The following is a 19,856-nucleotide window of genomic DNA, read 5'->3' as shown; positions in this document are numbered from 1 at the left end:
TATTTCTTGAACAATTTGAAGCTTTAAAGACATTGAGTAGTCTTTCTGGGTTCGCTTAACATAGCGATTTTCTTGAAGGTTTTCCATAACGATGAAGTTTGTGTATCGCTATTTCAGGACAAGACATTACAATAATAAAAAAAGCTCCGAGTATATCGGAGCTTTTCTTTTTCATAGCAAATCAATAATTAGTTTGGTAATAAAACTCTGTTTAAAACATGAATTACACCGTTTGCAGCTTGAACATCAACAGCCACAATACCAGAAGCTCTTCCTGCACCATCAGTAACATTTGCAATGTTTCCACCAGTACCTGGCAATGTAATATCAAATGTTGAAGTTGCACCTAAAATGGATGTTACAGTAGTTACACCATTTGGTGTAAGTGCACTAGACAATACATTGCCGGAAGCAACATGATATTTTAAAACTGGATCTAAAGTTGACTCTGGAATAGATCCTAAACCAGATAGACTTAATTCTGTTAGTAAAGCACCAAATGCAGCATCAGTTGGGGCAAATACGGTAAAAGGACCTGCACCATTTAAGACAGCAACAAAATCAGTAATATTATCTCCTTCTCTTGTTAAAGCCGCTTCCAATATATTAAATGTTGGATCTGCTGTAGCAAAAGTAACAACAGTTGGCAATCCAATCACAGCATCAACAACGTGTACTACACCGTTAGAAGCAATAATGTTTGGAGTTACCACAGAAGAAACACCGTTTAATCTAACACCTGCTGCAGTACTTACATACATGTTCAATGGGTTACCGGAAGCAGTTCCACCAAAAGTAGCACTTGTTTCAATGTAACCAGTTGATAACTGTGTAGATTGTACAGCTCCTGCAACCACATGGTTTAATAAAACTTGTCTAAGTACCGGAATTGGAACAGCTTCTAAATCAGCAAACCCATTGTCGTCTAAAAAGTCTTCAAAAGCATCATTAGTTGGAGCAAATACAGTAAGTTGTGTTGTTCCATCAACAGCACCAACTAAACCTGCACGGTCTAATGCTTGTACTAAGATACTTAAATCAGGAGTACGAGAAGCAATCGCTGCTATCGTATTGCTTTGTGGAGCGGCATCATCGTCGCTACAAGAAAAAGTAGTTATTGCTACAAAAGCAAAAAGTACCGATTTTAAAAAATTTACATTTTTCATAGTTATTGAGTTTTTATTGTTCGGTACAAATATAGAAACTATTTTTAATATTGTTTAATCATTTTTTAGATATAGTAAACAATAAATGAAAATTAGAAGATTGAAATTAACTGATTTTATATTTAAAAAGCTTGTTTTAATTGATGTTTTTATGAATTGTTTAATGCTTTTGTAGAGTTTATTTTTGTTTAATTTTAACAAAAATTTAATAAACAAAATTAAAAAATCATTGCTTTTTGAACACTTTTTTTGAGATCATTTCAGATTTTAAAATATAAATACCACTCACTAAATTTTCTGGTAAAGAATTAAATCCGTTTCTAAGTTGTAAGGAGGTTATTTTTTGACCGCTTAATGCGAAAAGTTCAAACTTAGTTTCATTTTCAAAACCATTAAACCATAAATTTCCGCTTTCAGTTTGAAATAGGGCAGGTTTCTTCTTTTCAATAACATTTGTCGATAAACTCTCATTCACAAACAACCATTGATAAGCCGCTCCAAATTCTCCTCTCCAATAGCCCTCAGTATGTGTTCCGTAGGAATCAAATTTGGTAAAGGTATTGGATATTGATAAACCATTATTCTGCATGGTTGTTCTAATAGTATTTATGTTTGGCACCATGGCAGTAGATTCATTCTGTCCGGCAACAAAGTAAATACGTAGATTAGACAAATCGGAGGAGTTACCTAAATAGGTGTTTAAATCCGACAATGCAAACCAATACGCAGGACTAAATGAACCAATTTTTCCAAACAGATTTGGATATTCACTGGCTCCATAAGTTGCAATTAATGCACCCATCGAACTTCCGATTAACGCATTCATCTTCGGTTCAGGGCGTGTTCTAAAATTTTCATCTATGTATGGTTTTAATGTTTCGGCTATAAACGCCATATATTCATCACCTTGTCCGCCTCCATATTGAGCATTTACCCATGGTGAATATTCATTTAAGCGTTCGCTACCACCATTGTCAATTCCTACCACAATTGCACCGTAATCGCCTTCTTCAAAAAGTGAATTTAATGTTTCATCCACTTGCCATTCACCTGAAAATGAAGTTAAATTATCAAACAAATTTTGTCCGTCATTCATATATAAAACCGGATAATTTTTGGTTGAAGTAAAATAATCAGGAGGTAAATACAACCAAATTCTACGTATTCGGTCCAACTGTGGGATATAAAAATTCGGACTCAAAATTTGAACATTGGAAGTGGCTGTACTGTTATTCCCTCCCGTTATATCTTCCCACGATTGAATGGTTAAATTGATGGTTTGAGGAGTTCCGTTAAAGGTAAAAGTTCTGTTAGGCAAATAACCACCACTGGCATTACCTTCTACGGTAGCCCAACTTCCACGGGTAAACTTATATTCCACGGTTCCTGTACCTTCCGGAATTGTAAGTTGATAAGTTCCAAAGCCATCCGGTTGCATAATTGAACCATTATCAAACGGATTCCAACCATTTATACTTCCGGCTAAATAAATTGTTGCTCCCGTTGGCGTATTTGCAGGGATTGATGTAATGCGTAAAGTCACTTGTGCATCAATTCCTAACGAAAAGATAGAAAACAAAACAAGTAGATATTTTTTCATAATTTTGATAACTAATCAGTGTATTTTCAAATTTATAAATTTTCAATCAAATTCTACTTTTCATATACTATTTTTGCTATTGTTTAGTTTTATAAATAAAAAATAATAAAACCATGAATATCCAATTTTCAAAAAAAATAGTTTCTATATTCTTTTTAATTAACTCTGTAATCTTCGCTCAAGGCAAAATCAATCAGTTAGATGATAAAGGAAATAAACACGGACTTTGGAAAGGTGTTTATGAAGATACTAAATATCCAAAATATGAAGGCGAGTTTAAGCACGGTAAAGAAGTTGGCATTTTTACCTTTTATGACAATACTAAAGTAAAGAAGATTGTAGCTACAAGAGATTTTTCCGCTAACGATGGGTCATGTTATACTATTATTTTCAATGGTAAACACAAAGTCAGCGAAGGAAAATTGGTCAACAAGGTGCATGAAGGCGAATGGAAATTTTATCATCTTCGATCGGATACCATTATGAATTTAGAAAATTATAAGAATGGTAAATTACATGGTGTAAAAAAAGTATTTTACAATACCGGATTAATTGCTGAGGAGTCGAACTTCAGTAACGGAATAAAAGATGGTCCTTATAAAAAAGTAGCAGAAAACGGTGTTGTTTTGGAAGAGTCTTTCTTTAAAAATGGTGAATACCACGGACAAGCCATTTTTAGAGAAGCTGCCGGCGATAAATATTCAGTTGGAGAATACAAAAAAGGCAAATCGGTAGGAGTCTGGAAATTTTATGAAAATGGAAAATTAGTCAAAGAAGAAAACCGAAGCGAAAAGAAAAAAGCCAAACCTAAAACGGCTGCCGGTGAAGCTAAAAGAAAAGTTAAAGCACAGAAACAGTAATTTTAGAAATCCCTACCTTTGCAAAAATTTTTGAAATGAAAAGAGTAGTAGTCGGACTTTCCGGCGGGGTAGATTCCAGTGTTGCGGCATATTTGTTGAAAGAACAAGGGTACGAAGTCATCGGTTTGTTTATGAAAAACTGGCATGATGATTCGGTGACGATTTCAAACGAATGCCCGTGGTTGGAAGATTCTAACGATGCTCTTTTGGTTGCCGAAAAACTCGGAATTCCGTTTCAAACGGTCGATTTAAGCGAAGAATACAAAGACCGTATCGTAGATTATATGTTCAAAGAATACGAAAGCGGTCGGACGCCAAATCCCGATGTACTTTGCAATCGCGAAATCAAGTTTGATGTTTTTATGAAAATTGCTCTTTCGTTAGGAGCTGATTTTGTTGCCACCGGACATTATTGCCGCAAAGGAATTCTTGAAAAAGACGGAAAAGAAATCTATCAATTGCTTGCCGGAATTGATGGAAACAAAGATCAATCGTATTTTTTATGTCAGTTATCACAGGAACAATTGTCAAAATCGTTGTTTCCGATTGGCGAATTAACGAAACCACAAGTTCGGGAAATTGCTTCAAAATTAGATTTAGTCACTGCCGAAAAGAAAGATTCGCAAGGATTATGTTTTATTGGGAAAGTGCGATTACCGGAATTTTTACAACAAAAATTACAACCCAAAGAAGGAATCATTATCGAAATTGATAAAAATGATCCGATTTATGCTATAGAAAAACCAACTTTTGAATCGATGGAAGAGCAACTGAATTTTGATGCACAGCCTTTCAAGTATTTACCAACCATGGGAAAAATCGTGGGCAAACATCAAGGTGCTCATTATTTCACTATTGGTCAACGAAAAGGATTGAATGTAGGTGGAACTAAAGAAGCCTTATTTATTATTTCAACAGATATTGAGACGAATACAATTTACACTGGCCAAGGTCAATTTCATCCCGGATTGTTCAGAAAAGCATTAAAAGTTCAGCCGAATGAAGTTCATTGGATTCGAGAAGATTTGCGTTTACAAAATGGTGAAACAAAGGAAGTCACGGCACGTATTCGTTATCGACAAGCTTTACAAAAAGCAACATTATACCACTTTGAAAGTGGATTATACGTCGTTTTTGATGAACCGCAATCCGCTATAACTGAAGGACAATTTGTAGCTTGGAATGTAGGTGATGAATTAGTTGGTTCGGGTGTAATTTCGTAAATTCGTTTTTTTTAATTCATTGAATTTATGAACAGAATTACTTCTCTTTTCAATATACAATACCCAATTATTCAGGGTGGAATGATCTGGAATAGCGGTTACAAATTAGCCAGTGCCGTCAGTAATGCCGGTGGTTTGGGCTTAATTGGTGCCGGTTCGATGTATCCCGATGTTTTGCGTGAACACATTCAAAAATGCAAAAAAGCAACTGACAAACCGTTTGGTGTAAATGTACCGATGTTGTATCCCAACATTGAAGAAATCATGCAAATTATAGTGGAAGAAGGGGTGAAAATCGTTTTCACTTCTGCCGGAAATCCAAAAACGTGGACTTCTTTTTTAAAGGAAAAAGGAATTACGGTAGTTCATGTAGTAAGCAGTTCAAAATTTGCTTTAAAAGCTCAAGAAGCCGGAGTAGATGCGGTGGTCGCTGAAGGTTTTGAAGCCGGTGGACACAATGGAAGGGAAGAAACTACTACCTTAACATTAATTCCGATGGTCAAAGAAAATATTTCCATCCCATTAATTGCTGCGGGCGGCATTGCAACCGGAAGAGGAATGTTGGCCGCAATGATTTTAGGTGCCGATGGCGTTCAAATGGGAAGTCGTTTTGCCGCTTCAGTAGAAAGCTCGGCACATGAAAACTTTAAGCAATCCATTATTGATACAAAAGAAGGCGATACGTTGGTTACATTAAAAGAATTAGCTCCAGTTCGCTTGATTAAAAATAAGTTTTACAATGATATTCAGGAATTGTATGCCAAATGTCCAACTCCCGAAGAATTAAAAGAATTGTTAGGACGAGCCCGAGCAAAACGTGGAATGTTTGAAGGCGATTTGATAGAAGGCGAATTAGAAATAGGTCAAATAGCCGGATTAATTCACGATATAAAACCAGTGAAAGAAATCATTGATTCGGTTATAGAAGAATTTGAGTTGGCTAAAAAGGAAGCGGTTTTGCTTTAAAAAGTGTAACCAATTCGAGCATGTAAATCAACCGCGGTACTTCCATTATCGCCCAAATAATCTTCAAGATAAACAGCATATCCAATTCCGAAACCTGCTTCATAATTAAAATTGGAATTTCCAATATTTCGTTTAATTGCCCATTTTGGAATAATCGATAGTGTACTGATTACATTAATATTATCCATTTTAGAGATATAAAACCAATCTGGACTATAAATAAAATTTAAAGCTAGGAAATTGGAACTATTATTTTTTATCGAACGACCTTTTTCCACTCGTTTATCTAAATTATAATGCCATCTAGGCTCCATTCGAATGGTTGGAATAAAAAGTGAAGTGACATCATCGCCATAATCTACAACTAATCCTAAGTCCATACCAACTTCTGAACGCAAACTAAATTTGTTTGCTAATCGAGTTTCGTTAGTTATCCAAGCTCCGAAAAGTCCGGTTTGAATGCCAAAAATATTTTTTTCAACACTGTTATCTTGTGCGTTTCCTACAAGATTAAACAACAAAATGATAGCGATAATTATTCTTTTCATTTCTCCAATTTTTCTTACGATTGCAAATATATTATTAAAAAAAAATTTTACGATATAATTTTTTAAAATTTGGATTTTTTTCATAAAAAAACCGTCCAACTTAAAAATTGAACGGTTTGTGTATTTTTAAAATAGTAAATTATAAATGAATCACTTCACCATACGCATCAGCCACAGCTTCACTCTTAGCTATTTTTTGAAATAAATTTGTGTTAAATTAAGCGTTTTTGTTTCATTTATACAAAACACATTCATATATTTGTGTAAATAATAACACAATTAAATAATTGTTTGATACCTAATTTTCAATCTAACGGAACTTTACCAATTGGCATTCATTGGACGACTATTGAAGAAATTAAAGAAAAGTTGTGCTTTTCTGTTAAAAGAATTCAATTAGTTGAGGGTCTTGAAAAAGCAATTCTAAGTTTGAAAAGTGCTGGATGTAAAACAATATATATTGATGGTAGTTTTTCAACTTCAAAAGAAATTCCCGGGGATATTGATGTTTGTTGGGAAACAGACAATGTAGATTTAGATTTATTAATTAAAATTGAACCTGTTTTGTGGGATTTTAGCCCAGGTAGAAAACTTCAAAAAGATAAATTTGGTTGTGAGTTTTTTCCAGCTGAAACAATTGCTGAACTTCCCGATAAGACTTTTATAAACTTCTTTCAACAAGATAGAGATGGAAACCCAAAAGGTATAATAGCATTAAAAATTTAAGTTATGATAAAAAATGAAAAACAATATGGAGTTACAAAAAATAATTTAAAAAAATTTCAGGATGCCATAAAAGTAATATCTGAAAATAGTAATTCTAAAAATCCATTATTATTAAAACTTCAAATAGATTCTATACAAAGTCAAATAGATATTTTTGAAGAAGAAATAAAAGCTTATGAAGGATTAAAAAAAGGTATTATTACAAATGTTTCCAGAGGTTTTGAAGATTTGAGTTGCGGTATTATAGAAAGTAGAATTGCTAAAGGTTATAATCAAAAAGAGTTTGCAAGATTGCTTAAAACAAGCGAACAGCAAATACAAAAATACGAATCTGAAAATTATTCTAATATTAGTTTAAAGCGTTTACAGGAAATAGTGGTTGTTCTTGATGTAGATGTTGATACGACATTTAGTTTTAATAAAAAAAGACATTTTACAACATCAGATTTTTTAATTCCGCAAGGAATAAACCCAGTCTTAATTCAAAATAAAATAAGAAACAGAGGCACAACTGTATTAGTGTGCAGATAAAAATGAAAACAATAACATTTTATTCATATAAAGGTGGAGTTGGTAGATCACTTACATTGTCAAATATTGCAATGAGATTAGCAGATTTAGGTAAAAAAGTTTGTATTATTGATTTCGACTTAGAAGCTCCAGGGTTACACCTTAAATTCAATAAACATATTAATCAATTAGAAATAAAAAAGGGAATTGTAGAATATATTTCTGAATTTCAAAATAAAAATTTTATTCCACAAAACATAAATGAATACGTTACTGAGGTGAATTATTTAGGAACTTTAAATGGTTCAATAAAGCTGATACCGGCAGGAAATATTTACAGTAACGAATACTGGAAAAATTTATCATCTATTAATTGGAAAGATTTGTTTTATTCAGACGAAAATAATGGTATCAACTTATTATTACATTTAAAAGAATTAATAAGAAAAGATTTAAATCCAGATTTTATTTTAATAGATTCCAGAACTGGAATTACTGATATATCCGGAATTGCAATGACTCTATTAGCTGACAGTGTGGTTACTTTAGCCGCAAATAATGAAGAGAATATTTCTGGTACTGCTAGAATTATTAAAAGTTTAATGAATAACGAAAATAATTTGTTGGGTAAGTTACCTACAATACACTTTGTTTTAACTAGAATTCCTTATTATGCTAATCCTGATGAAAAACATAAAGAAATTAGAATTGTTAGAAATGCATTAGCAACTATAAATCAAGAGGGAAAGTTAATTGAAAAAGTATTTGTTATACATTCTGATAGAGAATTGGAGGAAGAAGAACGTTTCAAAATAAATACTATTTCTGAAAAGAATCCATCATTATTTCAAGTTGTACCAATCGAAGAAGACTATCTAACTTTATTTGAAGAATTAACGAAAGATGATTTAACAGTTGATGAAATATCAAAATTTAATGCTTTAAGAGAATCTGAATTACTAATTGAAGAAGCTAAAAACACATATGACAACGCAATAAAAATTAATAAGCTTAAAAGTGCTATATTATTGAATTCAAATTCTCACGAAGCGATGAGTTTGCTAGCGGACACTTACATTGAATTAAAGAATTATGATGAAGCAATTGTCTTTGCAAAGCAAGCATCTAAAATTGATGAAAATAATTTATACTACAAATATATTATTGCATATTGTTTACATGGTTTAAATTTACCTGAAGAGGCGATTACAATTCTTGAAAAAATCCTTATAATTGAACCTAAATACAGAGCTTCATTATCATTTTTAGGATATATATTTAGACAAAAATTAGATTATCAAACTGCTTTAAATTATAGATTAAAATTAGTTGAAAATTTTCCCCATTATGACGGAGGTTATAATGATTTAGCAAATTCTTATAAAGATTTAAAGGATTATGATAAAGCTTTTCAATATACTTATAAGAGTTTAGAGTTAAATCCAAAAAATTATTTTGCTTTAGGGACATTATCTGAAATATATGCAGAAAAAGGAAATGACAATGAATTTTATAAGAATCTTCAACTGTCATTTATTTTTGGTATGAATTCAGAAACTTTTGAAAGAGTAATTAAAGAAGAAAAAGTTTATAGAAAATACTATAAAGATGAACGATTTATAAACTTATTGAAGACATACAGGATAAAAGTTACTCTTCCTGAATACTGATATAATTATAAAGTAAAAACCCCGATTTAAAAAATTTTAAATTGGGGTTTTTATTCTGATCTCTTTATTTACAAATGAATCACTTCACCATACGCATCCGCTACAGCTTCCATCACCGCTTCACTCATCGTTGGGTGTGGGTGAATTGCTTTTAAAATTTCGTGACCTGTTGTTTCTAATTTACGAGCAACAACGGCTTCGGCAATCATATCGGTTACGCCGGCACCAATCATATGACAACCTAACCATTCGCCGTATTTGGCATCAAAAATTACTTTTACAAATCCGTCTGGAGTTCCGGCAGCTTTTGCTTTTCCGGAAGCGGTAAACGGAAATTTACCTACTTTTAGTTCGTATCCTTTTTCTTTGGCTTGCTTTTCAGTTAAACCAACTGAAGCAATTTCAGGTGTAGCATACGTACAACCCGGAACGTTTCCGTAATCCAATGGTTCAACGTGTAATCCTGCAATTTTTTCTACACACAAAATTCCTTCTGCGGAAGCCACGTGAGCTAACGCTTGACCGGGTGTTACATCACCAATAGCATAATAACCCGGAATATTGGTTTGGTAATAATCGTTTACTAAAATTTTATCGCGGTCAACAGCAATTCCAACTTCTTCTAAACCAATGTTTTCAATGTTAGTTTTAATTCCAACCGCAGATAATAAAATGTCAGCTTCTAAAACTTCTTCGCCTTTGGCTGTTTTTACAAAAGCTTTTACACCATTTCCGCTTGTGTCAATTCGTTCAACAGAAGAATTAGTCATAATCGTAATGCCGGCTTTTTTCAACGAACGTTCGAATTGTTTCGATACATCTTCATCTTCCACGGGAACGATAGTAGGCATGAACTCAACAATAGATACTTCTGTTCCCATCGAATTATAAAAACTCGCAAATTCAACTCCTATGGCACCTGAACCTACTACAATCATTTTCTTAGGTTGTTCAGGTAATGTCATCGCTTGACGGTAACCAATTACTTTTTTACCATCTTGAGGCAAGTTAGGCAACTCGCGAGAACGAGCTCCGGTTGCAATGATTATATGATCGGCACTGTATTCAGTTACTTTACCATCGGCAGCGGTAACATCAATTTTTTTGCCCGGTTTTATTTTTCCAAAACCTTCAATCACATCAATTTTATTTTTTTTCATCAAAAATTGAACACCTTTACTCATTCCATCTGCCACTCCACGACTACGGTTGATAACGGCTCCAAAATCTTTATCAAATTCTTTTACAGTAAGTCCGTAATCTGAAGCATGTTTCAGGTATTCAAACACTTGAGCTGATTTTAAAAGAGCTTTGGTTGGGATACATCCCCAATTCAAACAAACACCGCCTAAACTTTCTTTTTCAATAACGGCTACTTTAAAGCCCAATTGTGAGGCACGAATAGCAGTTACATAACCACCCGGACCACTACCTAAAACAATAATATCGTATTTCATTATCTATGGATTTTTTCGTAATTATAATTTGCGAATTTAATGATTTAATATGTTTTTAAAAAGTTTTTTGAAGACTGTTTTCGGTTGTCCGTTGTCGGTTATTCGAAAACAGATAACAGACAACTTTCTAATGTTCTGTTACAAACTGCGAATCATATAAATTTTTATAAAATCCTTTTTCGTTTAATAATAGTTCAGCATGTTTGCCTTGTTCTACAATTTTTCCTTTGTCCATTACTATGATTTTATCAGCATTCACAACAGTTGCCAAACGATGAGCAATAACAATCGAAGTTCTTCCTTTGGTTATTTTTTCTGTCGCTCTTTGAATTAATTCTTCCGAATAGGTATCAATCGAAGAAGTGGCTTCATCCAAAATCAAAATACTTGGATTACTGACATAAGCACGAAGAAAAGCAATCAATTGTCGTTGTCCCGACGAAAGCATCACCCCACGTTCTTTTACATTATAATCGTAGCCATTGGGTAAAGTCATGATGAATTCATGAACACCAATTTTTTGGGCGGCTTCAATGACATCTTCTCTAGTTATGTTTGGGTTATCGAGTGTAATGTTATTCAGAATGGTGTCGGCAAAAAGAAATACATCTTGCAAAACCACGGCAATTTGTTTTCGGAGACTTTTTAGTTCAAATTCGTTGATGTTTCTTCCATCAATGGAAATAGTTCCGCTGTTAATTTCGTAAAAACGATTTAATAAATTAATTATTGTTGATTTTCCTGCTCCGGTAGAACCTACAATCGCAATGGTTTCACCCGGATTTACTTCCAAATTAATTCCTTTGATGACTTCTTCATCATTAATATAACCAAAACGAACCTCTTGAAAAGATAATTTTCCTTTAAAATGTGGAGCTTCAACTATACCGTTTTCTTGCACTTGATCTTGAATGTCTAAAATGGCAAAAACCCGATTGGCAGCAATCATTCCCATTTGCATCTCGTTGAATTTATCTGCAATTTGACGAAGCGGGTTGAATAACATTCCAATCATCATCGTGTACGTGAATAAATCTCCAACAGTGGTTGATGTTTCTCCTCCAATCATCGATAGTCCCCCATAATAGACCACAAAAGCTAAAGTGAAATTCGTAACTAAATCGGCAATGGGAAAGAAAATAGCGTTATACCAGACTGTTCTTATCCATGCTTTGTTGTGTTTGTCGTTGATAACTTTAAACTTTTCATAATCAATTTCTTCTCTTGAAAAAAGTTGAACGATTTTCATTCCGGTTACTCTTTCCTGCACAAAAGTATTGATGTTAGCCACTTGTGTTCGTACTTCCTCAAACGCTGATTTCATTTTTAATTGAAAAATTCGTGTAGCATAAATTAAAATAGGCATGGCTAAAATGGCAATCCATGAAAGCTTCCAATTCATAAAAAACATGACAAAAATAACGGCAACCATTTTCATTAAATCACTGATAATCATAAATAATCCTTGACTGAAAATGCGGGCAATGGCTTCAATATCTGAAACGGAACGCGTTACTAATTGGCCAACCGGGGAATGGTCGTAGTATTTCATTTTAAAACGAAGCATGTGGTCAAAAAGCTTGATTCGGATGTCGCGAACAATATCTTGGCCTAGCCAATTGGCCCAATAAACAAAGTAAAATTGTGAAATAACTTCGAGAATTAATACGATTCCCATCAATAAAATATAAAACACCAGGCCATGACTGTCATGTGTTTTGATGTAATCATCTACCGTATTTTTCAATAAATAGGGGCGAAGTGCGGCAAAAACAGAAAGTCCGATTGCCCAAAATATTACTCCTCTAAAACGCCATTGATAGGGTTTGGTGTAGAATAAAATCCGTTTGAATAATTGAGTGTCAAATGCTTTCATTCGGTGCTGTATGGATATAAAATTTGGGTTAGATAGAGTCCGTGTGCCGGGGCAGAAAATCCTGCTTGACTTCGGTTTTTACTTTCGATGATGATTCGCAACTGTTCCGGTTCAATTTTTCCTTGGCCAATGTTAATCATAGTTCCGACAATGGCTCGCACCATATTTCGGAGAAAACGATCGGCGGTTATCGTAAAAACCAATTGATTTTCATTTTGTTGCCAAAAGGCGTTTTTTATTTTACAATTAAAAGTAAAAACATCGGTATTTACTTTCGAAAAACATTCAAAATCGGTGTATTCTAATAAAATTTTTGCGGCTTGGTTCATTTTTTCCAAATTTAAAGGATAAAAATGATACCAACTTAACTCGTTAATAAAAACATCTTTGGTAGAGTGAATGTGGTATTCATAGGTTCTTTCGATGGCATCAAAGCGGGCATGAGCCTCGGAATTCACTTCAAAAATGGAATAAATTACGATGTCTTTTGGAAGATAAGAATTTAATTTCGGAATCCAATAATCACTATCAATAGCCTCTTCAAAATCAAAATGAGCAAACATTTCTTTGGCATGAACTCCGGAGTCTGTGCGACCTGCAGCCACAATTTCAATTTTATTTTTTAATAAAAGAGAAAGTGCTTTTTCCAATGTTTCTTGAACAGATACTGCGTTGGGCTGCGTTTGCCACCCGTGGTAGTTGGTTCCGTTGTATGCTAGTTTGATAAAGTATCTCATATTTCAATGTACAAAGATAATTGAATTGAAATTGTATCAAATTTACGAAGGATATAATTTTACGTTAAACTTTGGGATGGGAGATGGGAGATTGAAGTTGGGAGATTTCGGTTAAAGTTTTCACACAAACTTGTTATTTCGTAGGAAACTCATTTTAGTTTTCGGTTATAAAATCTTTGTATCTTCGTGCTTTAGTGGCAAAAAAATAAAAATTGAAAAAAATCCTTCTTCTTTCTGATACGCATAGTTTCATAGACGAAAAAATCCTAAAGTATGTTCGTTTAGCTGATGAAGTCTGGCATGCCGGTGACATTGGTGATTTGACAGTAACAGACGAAATTAAAAAACTCAAACCACTTCGAGCAGTTTATGGTAATATTGATAACGATAAAGCTCGAATGGAATTTCCGTTGAACAATCGTTTTTTTTGTGAAGGAGTTGAGGTTTTAATCACGCATATTGGCGGCTATCCCGGAAAATATAATCAAGCCATTCGCGATGAATTGAAAAATAATCCACCAAAATTATTCATTTGTGGGCATTCGCACATTTTAAAAGTTCAATTTGATAAAACGTTGAATTTACTGCACATGAATCCCGGAGCTGCGGGTATTCACGGATTTCATCAAGTGCGAACCATGCTACGATTTGAAATTGACGGAGAGCAAATTAAAGCACTTGAAATTATTGAAATGGAGAAAAAAGTTTAGTGTGGAATGTGTAGCTTTATATAAACTAGTGTTCCGGCATTCATTTTAGAATTGATGGTGATTTTTCCTTTCAGGTTTTTAACGCGTGCTTTAATTTGAGTGAGTCCAAAACCATCACTGCTGTAGGTTTTTGAGCTGTCAAATCCTTTGCCATTATCTTCAACATTTATGATGATCTGATTGTTTTTTTCTTCTAAGGTAATATAGCCACTTGTTGCTTTACTGTGTTTCAAGATATTGTTGACAAGTTCTGTGATGATAAAATAGACTTTGATTTCAAATTCTTCATTATATCTTTTTTGGTTTGAACCAAAATAGTTAAAGGTGAATTGGATAATAGAATTTGAATTTTTTTCGCATAAATCTTGTACAGCATAATACAGACCTAATTTAGCTAAAACCGGCGGCACCAATTCATGTGATAAATCACGTACTTGATCATGAGCTTCTTTTAAGAGTGATCGTGCTTTTACAATTTCTTCCGGAATTTCACCTTTTTGACCAACTAAATAGGCGGATAAGTGCAGACCGGCCGATGAAAGTAAAGCACTAATGTTATCGTGGAGTACTTCGGAAAGTTTTTTTCGTTCAATTTCTTGTCCGTCAATAGAGGCGTTGATGATGTTTTCCTGAATTTCACTATCTAATTCTCTAATTTTATTGCGTTGTTTTAGTTGTAAGTTTTGGTAAAAGAAGTAAAATAATACCAAACTGAATCCAAATAAAGCTACGAATATAAAGATGATTTTTTTGTTACGGCTTTGTCTTTCCTCCAGTAGTTTTGATTTTTCTTTGTATTCGTCTTCAACTTTATCAATGTTGTATTTTGTTTCAATTTCTCTAATTTTATCTCTTATGTTCTCGTTATGTAATTTTTGACTTGATTCAAAAGCCAACGTATTGTAAAAGTTAGCTAGTTTATAATCACCCAATTGTTCATAAGCATACACTAAGTTTAAATATAATTCAACATAATCAAATGTGCTTAAATCATCTTTGTAATCTGTTTTAATTTTTTCATACGTTTCGGCTCCCTTTTTGAAGTCATTTTGATATTGCATATAATAATATCCATAATTACTTAACGCTGATATAATTAGTTTTTTATTATTGTTTTTTATGGCAAAATTATAACTACTATCTAAATAGGATTTAGCCATCAAATAATCATCGACTAGCGTATAATAAACAAAATGATTGTTATAGCTTATTGATAATCCGCTTATTGAATTTGTTTTTTTGTCTAGTTGAAATTTCTTTTTCATGTAGAAATAAGAACTATCAATCCTTTTGGTAGTATGTAATCTAAATAAATTATGATAAATATAGACTACTGTTGCCGTGTCTTTTTCTATTAAAGCAATTTTTTTTGCTCTGTAATAATTTTTGAAAGCTTTTGAAGAATCTCCAATAATAGAATAACGAGTGGCTATTTGCTCAATTATTTCAGCATTTCCTTTTAATTTGTTTTTTTCGGAAATAGATAGAGCCTTGTAAAGAGTAACCAATGCCTTTTCATGATCATTCAGCGTGCCGAAAAGTTTTGATTTCCGGACAGAAATTCTACAAAAATCAAAATATTTTTTTTGTGCTAAAAAATCATCCGATTTCTTTTTCGCATAATTGATGGCTTTAATTAGTTCTTTTTTTTCTGAATAATAATCGATTGAGTCAACTTTTGATTGGCTGAAAGAAATTGTAACTAAAAAAAGTAAAAAAAATAAAGTTGTAAAAAATCTAACCATTGACGAAAATTTTCACTTTTGGTTTAGTCGAAGTCCCATCGCCCCAATCGTCTCCGATAGGGTCATAATTTTGTTGGACAAATTGAATTTCAATAGCACCATTATATTGATTACAAATTATATCGTCAGAGATATAATTTGAAGATGGTTTAGTTTGTCCTTTTTTGAGACTTATTGCTACAGAGTAAAAACCATTTTTATCTGTCACAATAGCATTGCAATTGTCAGGAAAACTGTATGTCAAATTATAACTGTTTGTATCAATTCTTGCTGTTGAATAAGTGCCTAGAAGTTCCATAACTATTGTTTGATTAAGTTGTTTTTGATTGCAAATTTTACAATACCAATTGTATTTTTAACGTTTAATTTTTTTATTAAATTTTTACGATGTGTTTCAACTGTGTTTAAACTAATTGAAAGCTCTTCGCCAATTTCTTTTCCACTGTATTCTAATGAAATAAGTTTTAAAATTTCTAATTCTCGGTCGGTTAAAGTTGTGTTGATTGAAATTTCATTGGTGGAAGTTTCCGCTCCATTACCTGAAAATGAACTGAATATTTTTTCTTGAATGTTTTGTGAAAAATAATCTTTTCCCGATGCTACGCTTTCAATGGCTTCAACGATACTTTCCCCGGCACATTGTTTGGAAAGATAACCATTGGCTCCCAGTTTCAAAACCTCTTTGATTAATTTGATATCGTCATAGCTGGATAAAATAATTACGCGGCAAGAATGCTTTACTTGTGAAAGCTCTTTTAGTACTTCTATACCATCTTTGTGTGGCATATTAATGTCCATAATCAAAATATCAGCACTATTAGAAAGTATTGTAGTTACCAAGTCTAGTCCGTTTAAAGAGTGTCCTACAACTTCAAATTTTGAATTCGTTTTAAGTACTGCGAGCATTCCATCAATTAAGACTTGATGATCGTCAGCCAAATGAATTCGTATTTTTTCAGACATGTGATTTTACAGTTTATTTAGAATGTTAGATAATACCAAATGTAGAAAAAATTACTAATAATTCATCATTCCATTGATAATTAATAAGTTTCCATTCAGTCTAAAATTAAAAAAAGTTCAATAAAAAAATCCGAACCATCGGCTCGGATTTTTAACGCACTAAAATAAACTAAGTTTACTGTATTATTTACGTAGTCTGCCCGACGATTTTACGAGCTTTTCGTCCTTTTGAATAGCGATGTTGGCTAACGCTAAAAATACGATAGAAAGTAAAGGAAGAACCAGCCCAATACCCTTCTTTGACACATAAGGGTCTCCAGATAATTTTGGGGCATATAACACAAATAACAACAATAAAATTATATTTAATATCATATTCAATCTGCAAAGAACAAATTGATGTTGTCTTTTTTTGTAAGACATAATTGCTAAAATTGATAACAAAGCACTAAATCCAAATAAAATGGAAATAGGTAAGTCTCCTTGAAAATAAATTGGAAAACCATTTTCATCAAACCATAAAGGAAAAAGAAAAGGTAAAATTCCGGAACATATAATTGCACCAATAAGATAAAGAGACTGTATTCTTTGTAACATGTTTTTGTATTAGCTCAGCAAAAATATATTTTCTTTTTTAATAATTACTATTGTTTATTAAAAAATATTTGTAATATTGCAATGTAAATCTGTTTTTTCTTCATTATAGCAGATAAAATATTTATAGTGTACCTCATTACATTTTCCGACTAAAAATTAACATCCTAGAACATTCATGTTTGAAATTTCTGTATTAAAAGAAATGAAGCTTGCTGAGCTTCAAGAAATTGCGAAAGCAGCCAAAACAATAAAATTCAATGGCGTAAAAAAAGATGATTTAATTCAAAAAATTATTGAAACACAAAATAGTGCTTCAAATTCTGAGAAAAAATCACCTACTGAGTCTGCCTCAAAAACTAAGCGGGCAAGAATTGTTGCCCCTAAAGATAACAAAGAACAAGTTTCTACTTTGTTCTCCGAACCCGAAATACCGGCAGTAGTAAAAACGGATGAGGTTGAAGTACAAAGCAAAGTTGAAACAGAACAGCCTAATCAAGATGCTAAAAGTAATGATAGGCCTGCTAAGTTCATAAAATCCAAGTTTGAGAAAAAGATATTTAAAAAGAAAAATGAACAACCGGAAACGTCTGATTCACCCGAAGTTCAAACTTCTGCAGTAATAGATGAAAATCAGGTTTCAAATACTGAAAACCAGCCACAACGTCAGCAAAACCAACCTTTTCAAAAACACCAAAATGGGAACGGGAACGGGAATGGAAACCATAATCCAAATTTTAAAAATAAAAAGACCAATTATCGCGATGCCGATTATGAGTTCGACGGAATCATCGAAAGTGAAGGCGTTTTAGAAATGATGCCCGATGGTTACGGATTTTTACGTTCATCCGATTATAATTATCTAGCTTCACCAGACGATATTTATTTATCAACTTCACAAATCAGACTATTTGGTTTAAAAACAGGAGATACTGTTAAAGGTGTGGTTCGACCTCCAAAAGAGGGAGAGAAGTTTTTCCCATTGGTAAAAGTCTTAAAAATTAATGGTCACGATCCGCAAGTAGTCAGAGACCGTGTTTCATTTGAGCATTTAACGCCAATTTTTCCGCAAGAAAAATTTAAATTAGCCGAAAAGCAGGCAACAGTATCCACTCGAATTATTGATTTGTTTTCTCCAATAGGAAAAGGTCAACGCGGAATGATCGTAGCTCAGCCAAAAACCGGTAAAACCATGTTGTTGAAGGATATTGCCAACACTATTGCTGCCAATCATCCTGAAGTATATTTAATCGTTTTATTGATAGATGAACGTCCGGAGGAGGTAACAGACATGCAACGCAATGTGCGTGGTGAAGTAATCGCTTCGACATTTGATGAACCGGCAGATCGCCACGTAAAAGTGGCCAACATCGTTTTAGAAAAAGCAAAACGTTTGGTTGAATGTGGACACGATGTGGTAATTTTATTGGATTCAATTACACGTTTGGCACGAGCTTATAACACGGTTCAACCGGCGTCCGGAAAAGTATTGAGTGGTGGGGTAGATGCCAATGCATTGCAAAAACCAAAACGTTTCTTTGGTGCAGCCCGGAATATTGAAAATGGTGGGTCGTTAAGTATTATCGCAACGGCTCTTACCGAAACAGGCTCTAAAATGGACGAAGTTATTTTTGAAGAATTCAAAGGAACCGGTAACATGGAGCTTCAATTGGATAGAAAAATTTCAAACAAACGTATTTTCCCTGCGATTGATTTAACGTCTTCAAGTACACGTCGTGATGACTTATTATTGGATGAAAATACAATTCACCGTATGTGGATTATGCGAAAATATTTAGCCGATATGAATCCGGTGGAAGCAATGGATTTTATCAATGACCGATTTAAGAAAACCCGAAATAACGAAGAGTTTTTGATTTCGATGAATGATTAGTCGAAAACGAAGTATATACAAAAAGTCGTCCGAAAATATTTTTGGACGACTTTTTGTATTATGATTGTTTTCTATTATTTAATTGATTTTCTAACATAGCGATTATTTTTTCCTTTTCTTTTAGATCATTTAGCAGTATTTTTATTTGATCTATTATGTTTTCAGGATAATTATTGTTGTAAATATTTCCATAATTATTTCCAGCAACTCCACCATTAAGATTATTTATATTGTTTGTATTGTTATCATCAATAAAAAACTGGAAATCTACATCAAATATCTTACAAATTTTATCCATTAATTGGAAATCAATTTTTTCAGTTATTTCATTTTCAATATTACTTATTTTAGTTTGACCAATTTCAAGTTTGTCTGCTAAATCTTGTTGAGACCAACTTTTTTTTTCTCTTAATTTTTTGATTTTAAAACCTACACTCATTTTATTTGATTTTGGATTAAAAATATTGATTTTTGATTTAATAAAAATTGATTGTCCGTTATTAGTCATAACCCTGTAATGCTTGCTATCACTAGCCTGTCGAATAATTTTTCTTCAAAATACCGTCTATTAAGCTTGTAAACGAACTCATTTAGGTATAATTGTAAATATT

General features: G+C 32.9%; 19 protein-coding genes and 1 pseudogene. 8 read left to right on the top strand and 12 right to left on the bottom strand.

Going from position 1 to position 19,856, the window contains the following annotated elements:
• Positions 1 to 188 precede the first annotated feature (188 nt).
• Positions 189 to 1,166 carry a fasciclin domain-containing protein gene (locus ACIQ0M_RS13505; RefSeq protein WP_396153127.1) on the bottom strand — a complete coding sequence of 326 codons (978 nt, stop codon included), beginning with the start codon at positions 1,164 to 1,166 and terminating at the stop codon, positions 189 to 191.
• A 226-nt stretch (positions 1,167 to 1,392) separates the two neighbouring features.
• Positions 1,393 to 2,766: an alpha/beta hydrolase-fold protein gene (locus tag ACIQ0M_RS13500; protein ID WP_396153125.1), complete on the bottom strand. Its 1,374-nt coding sequence runs from the start codon at positions 2,764 to 2,766 to the stop codon at positions 1,393 to 1,395.
• 113 nt (positions 2,767 to 2,879) lie between these two features.
• Between ACIQ0M_RS13500 and ACIQ0M_RS13495 the strand changes: the two genes are divergently transcribed.
• From ACIQ0M_RS13495 to ACIQ0M_RS13485, 3 genes are read left to right on the top strand one after another with little or no spacing between them, the layout of a single operon-like run.
• On the top strand, positions 2,880 to 3,626 hold the full coding sequence (locus ACIQ0M_RS13495; RefSeq protein ID WP_396153123.1) for a toxin-antitoxin system YwqK family antitoxin: 747 nt from the start codon (positions 2,880 to 2,882) through the stop codon (positions 3,624 to 3,626).
• A 35-nt stretch (positions 3,627 to 3,661) separates the two neighbouring features.
• Positions 3,662 to 4,849 carry a tRNA 2-thiouridine(34) synthase MnmA gene (gene mnmA / locus ACIQ0M_RS13490; RefSeq protein ID WP_396153121.1) on the top strand — a complete coding sequence of 396 codons (1,188 nt, stop codon included), beginning with the start codon at positions 3,662 to 3,664 and terminating at the stop codon, positions 4,847 to 4,849.
• Positions 4,850 to 4,876: 27 nt separating this feature from the next.
• Positions 4,877 to 5,815, top strand: a complete 939-nt coding sequence (locus ACIQ0M_RS13485; RefSeq protein ID WP_396153119.1) for an NAD(P)H-dependent flavin oxidoreductase — start codon at positions 4,877 to 4,879, stop codon at positions 5,813 to 5,815.
• Here ACIQ0M_RS13485 and ACIQ0M_RS13480 read toward each other — a convergent pair.
• On the bottom strand, positions 5,812 to 6,363 hold the full coding sequence (locus ACIQ0M_RS13480; protein ID WP_396153117.1) for a hypothetical protein: 552 nt from the start codon (positions 6,361 to 6,363) through the stop codon (positions 5,812 to 5,814). The two genes, ACIQ0M_RS13485 and ACIQ0M_RS13480, sit on opposite strands and share 4 nt — an antisense overlap.
• Positions 6,364 to 6,654: 291 nt before the next feature.
• Here ACIQ0M_RS13480 and ACIQ0M_RS13475 point away from each other — a divergent pair, with 291 nt between their 5' ends.
• The 3 genes from ACIQ0M_RS13475 to ACIQ0M_RS13465 are packed head-to-tail and all read left to right on the top strand — an operon-like array spanning position 6,655 to position 9,269.
• Complete coding sequence (locus tag ACIQ0M_RS13475) at positions 6,655 to 7,089, top strand: DUF6932 family protein (protein ID WP_396153115.1); 435 nt, start codon at positions 6,655 to 6,657, stop codon at positions 7,087 to 7,089.
• Positions 7,090 to 7,092: 3 nt separating this feature from the next.
• A complete protein-coding gene (locus ACIQ0M_RS13470) occupies positions 7,093 to 7,620 on the top strand; it encodes a helix-turn-helix domain-containing protein (RefSeq protein ID WP_396153113.1) in 528 nt (175 codons plus the stop codon).
• A gap of 2 nt (positions 7,621 to 7,622) precedes the next feature.
• Positions 7,623 to 9,269, top strand: coding sequence for a KGGVGR-motif variant AAA ATPase (locus ACIQ0M_RS13465; RefSeq protein WP_396153111.1), 1,647 nt, complete (start codon positions 7,623 to 7,625; stop codon positions 9,267 to 9,269).
• Positions 9,270 to 9,337: 68 nt separating this feature from the next.
• Here the strand turns inward: ACIQ0M_RS13465 and lpdA are convergent, their stop codons facing one another.
• The 3 genes from lpdA to truA all read right to left on the bottom strand — a co-directional run bounded on the left by lpdA (position 9,338) and on the right by truA (position 13,339).
• Complete coding sequence (gene lpdA / locus ACIQ0M_RS13460) at positions 9,338 to 10,726, bottom strand: dihydrolipoyl dehydrogenase (RefSeq protein ID WP_396153109.1); 1,389 nt, start codon at positions 10,724 to 10,726, stop codon at positions 9,338 to 9,340.
• 127 nt (positions 10,727 to 10,853) lie between these two features.
• Entirely contained in the window at positions 10,854 to 12,602 is a 1,749-nt protein-coding gene (locus tag ACIQ0M_RS13455; protein ID WP_396153107.1) for an ABC transporter ATP-binding protein, read from the bottom strand.
• Complete coding sequence (gene truA / locus ACIQ0M_RS13450; protein ID WP_396153105.1) at positions 12,599 to 13,339, bottom strand: tRNA pseudouridine(38-40) synthase TruA; 741 nt, start codon at positions 13,337 to 13,339, stop codon at positions 12,599 to 12,601. The genes ACIQ0M_RS13455 and truA overlap by 4 nt, the downstream gene beginning before the upstream one ends.
• A gap of 212 nt (positions 13,340 to 13,551) precedes the next feature.
• On the opposite strand from truA, the gene ACIQ0M_RS13445 reads away from it, so the two are divergent.
• The gene (locus ACIQ0M_RS13445) at positions 13,552 to 14,049 is read left to right on the top strand and encodes a metallophosphoesterase family protein (RefSeq protein WP_396153102.1); all 498 of its coding nucleotides are present in this window, start codon (positions 13,552 to 13,554) and stop codon (positions 14,047 to 14,049) included.
• On the opposite strand, the gene ACIQ0M_RS13440 is transcribed toward ACIQ0M_RS13445, so the two are convergent.
• From ACIQ0M_RS13440 to ACIQ0M_RS13425, 4 genes are all read right to left on the bottom strand, one after another.
• Complete coding sequence (locus tag ACIQ0M_RS13440; protein ID WP_396153100.1) at positions 14,046 to 15,794, bottom strand: sensor histidine kinase; 1,749 nt, start codon at positions 15,792 to 15,794, stop codon at positions 14,046 to 14,048. The two genes, ACIQ0M_RS13445 and ACIQ0M_RS13440, sit on opposite strands and share 4 nt — an antisense overlap.
• Complete coding sequence (locus tag ACIQ0M_RS13435; RefSeq protein WP_396153098.1) at positions 15,787 to 16,092, bottom strand: hypothetical protein; 306 nt, start codon at positions 16,090 to 16,092, stop codon at positions 15,787 to 15,789. Before ACIQ0M_RS13435 ends, ACIQ0M_RS13440 begins: the two co-directional genes overlap by 8 nt.
• 2 nt (positions 16,093 to 16,094) lie before the next feature.
• Complete coding sequence (locus tag ACIQ0M_RS13430) at positions 16,095 to 16,757, bottom strand: response regulator (RefSeq protein WP_396153096.1); 663 nt, start codon at positions 16,755 to 16,757, stop codon at positions 16,095 to 16,097.
• A 183-nt stretch (positions 16,758 to 16,940) separates the two neighbouring features.
• On the bottom strand, positions 16,941 to 17,354 hold the full coding sequence (locus ACIQ0M_RS13425) for a DUF4293 domain-containing protein (RefSeq protein ID WP_396153094.1): 414 nt from the start codon (positions 17,352 to 17,354) through the stop codon (positions 16,941 to 16,943).
• A gap of 175 nt (positions 17,355 to 17,529) precedes the next feature.
• Here ACIQ0M_RS13425 and rho point away from each other — a divergent pair, with 175 nt between their 5' ends.
• Positions 17,530 to 19,245, top strand: coding sequence for a transcription termination factor Rho (gene rho / locus ACIQ0M_RS13420; protein WP_396153092.1), 1,716 nt, complete (start codon positions 17,530 to 17,532; stop codon positions 19,243 to 19,245).
• A gap of 58 nt (positions 19,246 to 19,303) precedes the next feature.
• Here rho and ACIQ0M_RS13415 read toward each other — a convergent pair whose 3' ends face one another.
• Positions 19,304 to 19,753: a helix-turn-helix domain-containing protein gene (locus tag ACIQ0M_RS13415; protein ID WP_396153090.1), complete on the bottom strand. Its 450-nt coding sequence runs from the start codon at positions 19,751 to 19,753 to the stop codon at positions 19,304 to 19,306.
• Positions 19,750 to 19,856 (bottom strand): annotated as a pseudogene (locus tag ACIQ0M_RS13410) (IS1595 family transposase); the annotation flags it as partial. The gene ACIQ0M_RS13415 and the pseudogene ACIQ0M_RS13410, both read right to left, overlap by 4 nt.

Origin of the sequence: Flavobacterium sp. (genome assembly GCF_044339515.1) — a bacterium.
Classification (GTDB): domain Bacteria; phylum Bacteroidota; class Bacteroidia; order Flavobacteriales; family Flavobacteriaceae; genus Flavobacterium.
Note: the sequence above shows the minus strand (reverse complement) of the source record. Positions and strands in the feature narration are given on the sequence as shown.